Annotated in this window: 8 protein-coding genes and 1 riboswitch; of the genes, 7 read left to right on the top strand and 1 reads right to left on the bottom strand. The window is 41.0% G+C overall.

The features are described from left to right. Positions 1-92: 92 nt before the first annotated feature. Positions 93-199: riboswitch (TPP riboswitch) on the top strand. 107 nt (positions 200-306) lie between these two features. From thiT to V7201_RS20625, 5 genes are all read left to right on the top strand, one after another. Continuing rightward, positions 307-906, top strand: coding sequence for an energy-coupled thiamine transporter ThiT (thiT, locus tag V7201_RS20645; protein ID WP_335378644.1), 600 nt, complete (start codon positions 307-309; stop codon positions 904-906). A 330-nt stretch (positions 907-1,236) separates the two neighbouring features. Then, positions 1,237-1,461 (top strand): FeoA family protein, encoded by a 225-nt coding sequence (locus V7201_RS20640; protein WP_335378643.1) that lies wholly within the window; start codon positions 1,237-1,239, stop codon positions 1,459-1,461. Further along, positions 1,458-3,470 carry a ferrous iron transport protein B gene (gene feoB, locus V7201_RS20635; protein ID WP_438825089.1) on the top strand — a complete coding sequence of 671 codons (2,013 nt, stop codon included), beginning with the start codon at positions 1,458-1,460 and terminating at the stop codon, positions 3,468-3,470. The genes V7201_RS20640 and feoB overlap by 4 nt, the downstream gene beginning before the upstream one ends. A gap of 16 nt (positions 3,471-3,486) precedes the next feature. Further along, positions 3,487-3,648, top strand: a complete 162-nt coding sequence (locus V7201_RS20630; RefSeq protein ID WP_335378642.1) for a FeoB-associated Cys-rich membrane protein — start codon at positions 3,487-3,489, stop codon at positions 3,646-3,648. 262 nt (positions 3,649-3,910) lie between these two features. After that, positions 3,911-4,369, top strand: coding sequence for a helix-turn-helix transcriptional regulator (locus V7201_RS20625; RefSeq protein ID WP_335378641.1), 459 nt, complete (start codon positions 3,911-3,913; stop codon positions 4,367-4,369). Between the two features lie 49 nt (positions 4,370-4,418). Here the strand turns inward: V7201_RS20625 and V7201_RS20620 are convergent, their stop codons facing one another. Continuing rightward, positions 4,419-4,937, bottom strand: a complete 519-nt coding sequence (locus tag V7201_RS20620) for a universal stress protein (RefSeq protein ID WP_335378640.1) — start codon at positions 4,935-4,937, stop codon at positions 4,419-4,421. Between the two features lie 178 nt (positions 4,938-5,115). Here V7201_RS20620 and V7201_RS20615 point away from each other — a divergent pair, with 178 nt between their 5' ends. Further along, on the top strand, positions 5,116-5,307 hold the full coding sequence (locus V7201_RS20615; RefSeq protein WP_335378639.1) for a hypothetical protein: 192 nt from the start codon (positions 5,116-5,118) through the stop codon (positions 5,305-5,307). 380 nt (positions 5,308-5,687) lie between these two features. Next, a partial coding sequence (locus V7201_RS20610; protein WP_335378638.1) for a transglycosylase domain-containing protein occupies positions 5,688-7,815 on the top strand: 2,128 nt, incomplete at its 3' end.

Here is a 7,815-nt window from a genome sequence, read left to right as displayed (position 1 = left end):
AAAATCAACAGCCTAGTTTAACAGAGCCTAAATAAAAGATTTTACTTGTTATTAACCATGAGAAATAGTATATTCATAGGTGAGAAATTAAATATGACCACAAGGGGAGCTGCAAATTGCAGCTGAGAGTGAGCGGCCGAGTTCTTACCCTTTGAACCTGTTAGTTAATGCTAGCGTAGGAATGTGGATGCGATAGGAAAGCAATCATGGGAATCCTATATCGATCCCCTGATTGCTTTTTTTGTTTCTGAAGCAGAAAAGGTGTATTGGAAACGGACCTCATTCTGAAAAGAAGGAGGAACAAAGATGAAACAAAAACAAACTTTATTTTTAGTGGAAGTTGCCGTATTTTCCGCTCTGGCTTATTTGCTGGATCTATTTTCAGGATTTTTATTTTCAAGGATTTGGCCACAAGGAGGATCTGTATCCATTGCGATGGTACCAGTTTTCCTAATGGCATTCCGCTGGGGAATTAAAGGCGGAGTTCTTACAGGCTTTTTATTTGGACTTTTACAATTTATTCTTGGAATGTCGCAAATTTACCATCCTGTACAGGGAATACTTGATTATCTCGTTGCCTTTGCGCTGCTGGGATTGGCAGGATTATTCGCGGCTCAAGTAAAAGCCAGCATGCAGGATGGCAACAAGAATAAATGGATGGCTTTTGTCATAGCAGGTACCTTTATTGGCAGTGCGCTTCGTTTTATTTCACATTTTCTTTCCGGCTGGATTTTCTTCGGAAGCTATGCACCTAAAGGACAGTCAGCATGGCTATATTCCTTTATTTACAATGGCACATATATGCTGCCAAGCATGATTTTAAGTGCCATTGTCGTCATTCTTGTTATTAGCGCAGCACCGTCAAGAATGGTTCAATTTGCAGATGTAAGCAAAAAAACAATGTAACAAGTAAGAAGAGCTGGAAAGCTCTTCTTTTTGTATTTCTATATATACCCATAACGGTATATAATCTTGTTAGGGGGGACATTCAACAACTGTAAAAAAATTTGTCAATCATATGAAGATTTCACTAAAAAACATCGAATAAAGCCTTTTTTGTGATTTACGTCACAGTGATGAATCCACCATATTGATTAAATAAAGATAATCATTCTCAATTAAATGTTATTTACCATTCCACTTGAACAATTATAGTGTTAAAATTAATTAATAAAGAGAATCATTCTCAATTAAATTTATTATAAAACTTTCAATATACAAAAAAAGGTGATGGCGATGCTTGGAAAACTTAAGGCTGGTGAAAAGGGCCGGATCTTGAATATTGCTGGTGCTGACAAATTTGTCAGGAGAAGATTACTGGATTTAGGAATTGCGGATGGTGCTGAAGTATGCGTGAAGTGCATTATGCCTTTTGGCGGTCCGGTTATGGTAGAATCCTGCGGCCAATGCATCGGAATCCGCAGGAAAGAGGCACTTAGAATCGAAGTGGAGCGAGTATGATGAACATTGCGCTCATTGGGAATCCCAATACAGGCAAAACTTCACTATTTAATAATTTAACAGGTTCATATGAATATGTTGGCAATTGGAGCGGTGTAACCGTTGAGAAAAAAATAGGTTTATTTAAAAATAGCAAAGATCAGCTGATTGATCTTCCAGGTGTCTACACACTTAATCCGCTCTCGAAGGATGAAGGAGTCGTCACGAATTTTTTTCTGAACGAACCGATTCAAAAATTGCTTAATATCCTAGATGCTTCACAGTTAAGGAGAAATCTCCACCTAACCCTCCAGCTTATGGAATATGGCGCTCCTGTCATTATTGGGCTGAATATGCTGGATGTCGCTAAAAACCGCGGCATAAAAATTGATATTGATAAACTTTCTGAAGCTCTGGGCGTGACAGTAGCTCCAGTAGTGGCAAGGACCGGCAAAGGCTGCGATGAGCTCGCTGAAATGTTGACAGGCAAATTTGTGCGAAGCGGAAAGGCAAACCTCGTATACTATGGAAAAGCCATCGAGGATGGAATCCTAAAAATTGGCGCCATGTTAGACGGGCGGACAAATCTTCCCGTTCGCTGGCTGGCACTGCAGTTGTTCGAAGGGAACCAGTATGTGAAAAGTTATCTGGAAAATGAACTGGCTATAGAAGGGGTGGATGCCCTTATCGACTCTGTTTCAGCCTCCCATGCAAGGACTTCAGGTAAAAGTCAAGCACTTGACCAGGTCATTCATCGAAAAAGAAGTGAAACAATAGACAATATTGTTTCAGCTTCAAGCTCAAAAAATGATCATCTAAAAGTTCCGTTGACCGAGAAGGTTGATATGGTCGTAACGAATAAATTTCTGGGTATACCAATCTTTTTATTGTTGATGTATGTCATGTTCATGCTTACCTTTGATTGGCTGGGCTTCCCATTGTCAGGTGTTTTGGATTCACTTTTATCAGGTCCGGTAACATCCGGAATTTCGGGAGCACTAGCCGCGGCTGGAGCTGCACCATTCATCAAAGACCTAATTCTTGATGGCATTGTTGCGGGTGTAGGAGGAGTACTTGTATTTGTCCCGCAAATCTTCATTTTATTTTTCTTTATATCGCTGCTTGAAGACTCAGGGTATATGGCCCGCGTAGCACTTGTAATGGATCGGCTGATGGAATCAGTTGGGCTTAATGGAAAAGCATTTATTCCTATGATGATAGGATTTGGCTGCAATGTACCTGGAATTATGGCAGCAAGGACAATCGAGACGCCAAAGGAGAGATTGATGACGATTCTTTTGACGCCATTGATGTCCTGTTCAGCCCGCCTGCCTGTATATGCCTTGTTCGTAGGGGCATTTTTCGTAGAGCAAAAGGCATTGGTCGTATTAAGTTTGTATGTTTTAGGTGTCGTGGTCGCACTCGTACTCGCTAAGGTGTTCACAAAGACGCTTTTAAAGGGTGAAAATTCGGTGTTTGTCATTGAATTGCCGCCATACCGCCTGCCCCAGGCACAAGCTCTCTGGAGGAGCACATGGGATAAGGGGAAGGGTTTCGTGAAAAAAGCTGGTACATTCATCTTTGCGGGCTCTGTGCTCATTTGGCTGCTGGCATATGCAGGTCCCGATGGCTTGAATGTCAGTATGGAGAGCAGTTATTTGGCCGCAATTGGCAGCATTTTTGCACCACTATTTGGACCAATCGGCTTTGGAACCTGGCAAGCGAGCGCGTCCTTGATTACAGGCTTTCTTGCAAAAGAAGCAATCATTTCGACCATGAATATCATTTATTTTGTTCCAGATGAAGCAAGCTTGCAGGGCTTGCTGGCTGCCCATTATACTCCGCTGGCAGCCTACAGTTTCATGGTCTTCATCCTGCTTTATATCCCTTGTCTGGCAACAACAGCTACCATTTACAAAGAAACTGGTTCGAAGAAATGGACAGCCTTTTCAATCGGCTATGCACTCTTTATCGCTTATCTATTATCATTGGCCATTTACCAAGGCGGCAAGTTAATAGGCCTTAGCTAAGAAGGGGGAAACAGAAGTGTTAGTGAACATTATAATCGGTGGAGCCATTTTCGGTTATGCTGGCTGGGCATTCTACCGCTTCATCCAAAAATCAAAAGAAGGCAAATGCGCAGCATGCTCGATTCAAAGTTCATGCACCAGCAATTGCAGCGTCGTGCCGGATAAAAAAGCTAAATAATCGATCAGGAATGCACATCAACGCATTCCTTTTTTCATGGTTATGCATATTCTTTCTTTTCGACAAGGGCAAGGTGTGTAATTAAACATCCAGGTTTAACTCGCCCTTAAGATAAGTAAATCAATTTGCAAGCTTTGTAAATTAAACCATTAAGGGTATAACAGGTTCAATAAAAATTCTTTTCTTTTTCAGTAAAAAATATTTTGAAATTCCATAAATCAAGTGTAAAATTACACTAAAAGAACTTAAGGGATTGAAGTTGATGACGAGAGATGAAATCATCCAAAGGGTTTCTGAAAAAGTAAGGGTGCTTCGAGCAGAGGTTGGCTATACCCAAGATAAAATGGCTGAGATCATTGGCCTTTCTAAAAAGACACTTGTCCAAATTGAAAAGGGCAGGGCTCAGGGTGGCTGGTCTACAGTCGTGACAATTTGCGCTCTGTTCAGGGAGACAGAGACAATCCAATTTCTATTTGGCAATGAACCTTTAGAAGTGCTGGAAACCATTGCACATGAGGGTACAGATTACCGGAAGGAAAAAACACTTGGCGGTAAAGTTTGGTGGCGGGAAGTTGAACGGGTCGGCGGTTTTGTAATGCAGCAAAATATACTCAGCCAGCATTTCAGAATTTTGGATCAAGATGATTTCCGTATTTTCAGCAGTTTTGAGGAACAGGAAACGAAAGAACGCCTCATGGAACTTTCTTCAGAACTTAAATAAAAGTGATGAAAAAAGCCGGATGACTGCGCATCCGGCTTTTTAGTATACGTTATTTTGCGATCATTACATGGCAAGGTGCATGATTGGCAACCTTCTGGCTGACACCGCCAAGCAGTTTGCGTTTAAGGCCTTCACTGCCTGACTGGCCGATGATGACCAAATCAGCCTTTATCTCATTTGCATAGTCACAGATACTATCGGCAGGATTTCCTTCAAGAACCGTATAGTCAGGATCTATATTAAGTGAATTAAGTTCTGTTTTTGCATTGTCAAAAGCCTGTTCGGAGCTATTGGTAATAATGGCATGCTCTGATTTATCGATCGAACCCTGTTCAAACGCAAGAGGAGGAACCTGAATACCATCTGCCGGAAAATTATTGATAGGCAGAGGTTCAACTGGCCGTTCGGCAGACTCCACCGTTTCCGTTCTCATTTTCTCCTCAAAAACATGGGCAACAAATAATTGAGCACCCGACAGCATTCCCATCAATTCTTTTGCCAGCTGCAAAGCTTTTTTGCTGCCAGGGGAATCATCATAAGCGAGCAGCACTCTCTTTATTTCTGCCATATCTATCACCCTCCAAATAAATTTTAGCTTCCTACTGTTCTATACCCTTTTTTAAAAGAAAAATTCATGCAGCAAAATTGTCAGCGGGACCCTCAAAAACTCTCATAAGCTGGCGAAATTTGTAATAAAAGATTTGTATTTTTTTATTATTAACGAATTAGAAAGAGAAGTGACAGGAATGGTTTTTGATACACAAAAGTCCATCCATCCGACTATTCGTAAATGTCTTCAGCATCTTGATATCATCAAAGCGGATGATAAGACGAAACAACTCGTTTACATGTATATGGAAACGCTTCTTCGAGAACGGGATAGCGAATTAGCAGTACACCAGGTAATGGAAGAAGAACTGCCTATTCAAAGCCAATAGGAAACCAATCGACTTATATGATCGATTGGTTTTTTATGTTTTTTTAATGCCTGTTTTTTAAAACATCGAAAGTTAAATGGAAAGAAAAAAAGCCGCAACGCATACAAAAACAGCCTATTTAAAAGCCGCTATGGCCAAATTCTATCGTTCGAGAAAAATATCTTCCTTGAAAGGCGAGTTTGGCTTTTAAATAACAAACACTCCATAAAAATACTCTGATTGTGTCTTTTTTCGCTGATATTAGGCAATAAGTGTTAATTCCTTTTAAAACTGGGTAAAAGAAAGTGTCATATTTATAAACTATTTTTAAAAGGTTGGGGTGCTCAGTGAGCAAAAATTCAATAGCAACAAGTTTTCTTAGAGGCTGGAAACGACTACATATGAATCAAGTGCTGGTTTTGTCCGTTTCAACAGCTGTTTTGGCTTTTCTAAGCTTTTTCCATGTTTTTTCAGAGGGTGCTGATATCAGTGCTCTAAATGATGACTTGGCTCAGCCTACAATCATCTATGATGCAAACGGAGAAGTGGCAAGTAAGATTTCAGCTTTAAAAAATGAAGGGGTTAAGATTGAAGAAGTTCCTGATCATTTGAAAAATGCTGTAGTCGCAATTGAAGATCACCGCTTTTATGAGCATGATGGTGTAGACCTTGTTGGTATTTCCAGAGCGTTTGTCAAAAATATAAAAGCTGGTTCAGTTGTGGAAGGCGGCAGTACAATCACTCAGCAGTTAACAAAAAATGCTTTATTGTCTACCGAAAAGACGTATAAACGAAAACTTGAGGAGTTTTTCCTTGCGAGGGAAATCGAAAAGCAATATTCAAAAGATGAAATCATGCAAATGTACTTAAACCGCATTTATTTTGGGAATGGTTCCTGGGGGATAAAGCGGGCCGCGATGGGTTATTTCGGTAAAGATGTAAAGGACTTAAGCATCAGCGAAGCAGCTACCATTGCAGGTTTAATCAAGGCTCCATCGTCTTTGGATCCCTATAAAAATTATGATAAAGCAATGGAAAGAAGAGATGTGGTGCTTCAAATGATGAAGACCAATGGATTCATAACCGATGAAGAATACAAGAAAGCAGTGGCCGAGAAGGTTGTGCTAAATGAAGATGGCGGAGATCCGTTGCGCGGTCAATATCCATATTACTTAGATCACGTCATCGATGAAGCAATTTCAAAATATGGTCTTACCCAGGAGGATATCTTAACTGGAGGACTGCAAATTTACACTGAGCTGGATGTAACAATGCAATCAGCTGTAGAAGCTACTTATGCAAAGGATGAAATTTTCCCAAAAGGGACTGATAACCAGATCGTCCAAAGCGGCGCTGCTTTAATCGATCCTAAATCGGGTGGTATCCGTGCCCTGGTTGGCGGCCGAGGTGAACATGTATTCCGCGGATACAATCGGGCAACCCAATTAAAAGCTCAGCCTGGTTCAGCAATGAAACCTCTGGCAGTATATGCCCCGGCAATTGAAGAAGGCTGGGATGTAACAGATATGCTTAAAGATGAAGAATTAGATTTACAAGACTATAAACCTGAAAACTATAATGGTGAATATAAAGGCGAAGTGCCAATGTATGAAGCGTTAAAGGATTCCCTGAACGTTCCTGCTGTATGGCTGTTAAATGAAATAGGAATCGTTAATGGAATGAAGTCGGTAAATAAGTTTGGCATCACCCTTGATCCACAAAAGGATCGTCAGCTGGGACTCGCGCTGGGCGGACTAAATACTGGTGTCTCACCTGTAGACATGGCAGATGCCTATTCTGCATTTGCAAATTCAGGTGAACGTTATGAGGCGCATGCCATTACGAAAATTACTGATAAAGAAGGCAATACAATCGCTGAATGGAAAGGTAAGAAAAGCCAGGCGATTTCTAAAGAGACTGCCCAAAAAATGACGACAATGCTGTTAGGAGTCGTTGAAGAAGGAACTGGTAAAGGCGCAAAAATTCCAGGCCGTGAATTAGCAGGAAAAACGGGTTCTACCCAAGTACCTATTGAGGGCATAGATGGTACAAAGGATCAATGGTTTGTTGGCTATACACCACAGCTAGTAGGAGCTGTTTGGGTGGGATATGACAAAACCGACAAAAATCATTACTTAACTACGACAAGCAGTGAAGGAGCGGCGCTTGTTTTCAAGGACTTTATGTCCGAGGCTTTAAAGGATACCAAAGCAGTCTCATTTAATGTACCTGATATATCAAAATATGTTGAGGAACAGAAAAAAGCGAAGCGCGCAAAAACTGTCAAAGAACTTGAAGAGAGAATGAAGAAAGAATCTGAAAAGCTAAAGAAGCAGTGGGAAAAAGCGAAAGAAAAGGTAAAAGGAAAGAAAGAAGATCAGTCTGAAACGAGAGAAAAGAAAAAAGAAACCACTGACACTACCCAGACTGGAGGCAGTGGAGGTGGAGACGACAGTGGAAATACTGGAGGCACAGGTGACACAGGTAGAGATACCGGCGGAACTGGAGGCACAGGTGACACAGGCGGAG

The sequence above is a fragment of the Bacillus sp. JJ1122 genome (assembly GCF_036964885.1).
GTDB lineage: Bacteria > Bacillota > Bacilli > Bacillales > Cytobacillaceae > Mesobacillus.
Note: the sequence above shows the minus strand (reverse complement) of the source record. Positions and strands in the feature narration are given on the sequence as shown.

What these genes read in the sequence shown, in the direction of transcription:
- V7201_RS20625 (WP_335378641.1), top strand. Translation starts at nt 3,911, where the DNA reads ATGACGAGAGATGAAATCATCCAAAGGGTTTCTGAAAAAGTAAGGGTG.
- feoB (WP_438825089.1), top strand. Translation starts at nt 1,458, where the DNA reads ATGATGAACATTGCGCTCATTGGGAATCCCAATACAGGCAAAACTTCA.
- V7201_RS20615 (WP_335378639.1), top strand. Translation starts at nt 5,116, where the DNA reads ATGGTTTTTGATACACAAAAGTCCATCCATCCGACTATTCGTAAATGT.
- V7201_RS20620 (WP_335378640.1), bottom strand. Translation starts at nt 4,937, where the DNA reads ATGGCAGAAATAAAGAGAGTGCTGCTCGCTTATGATGATTCCCCTGGC.
- V7201_RS20640 (WP_335378643.1), top strand. Translation starts at nt 1,237, where the DNA reads ATGCTTGGAAAACTTAAGGCTGGTGAAAAGGGCCGGATCTTGAATATT.
- thiT (WP_335378644.1), top strand. Translation starts at nt 307, where the DNA reads ATGAAACAAAAACAAACTTTATTTTTAGTGGAAGTTGCCGTATTTTCC.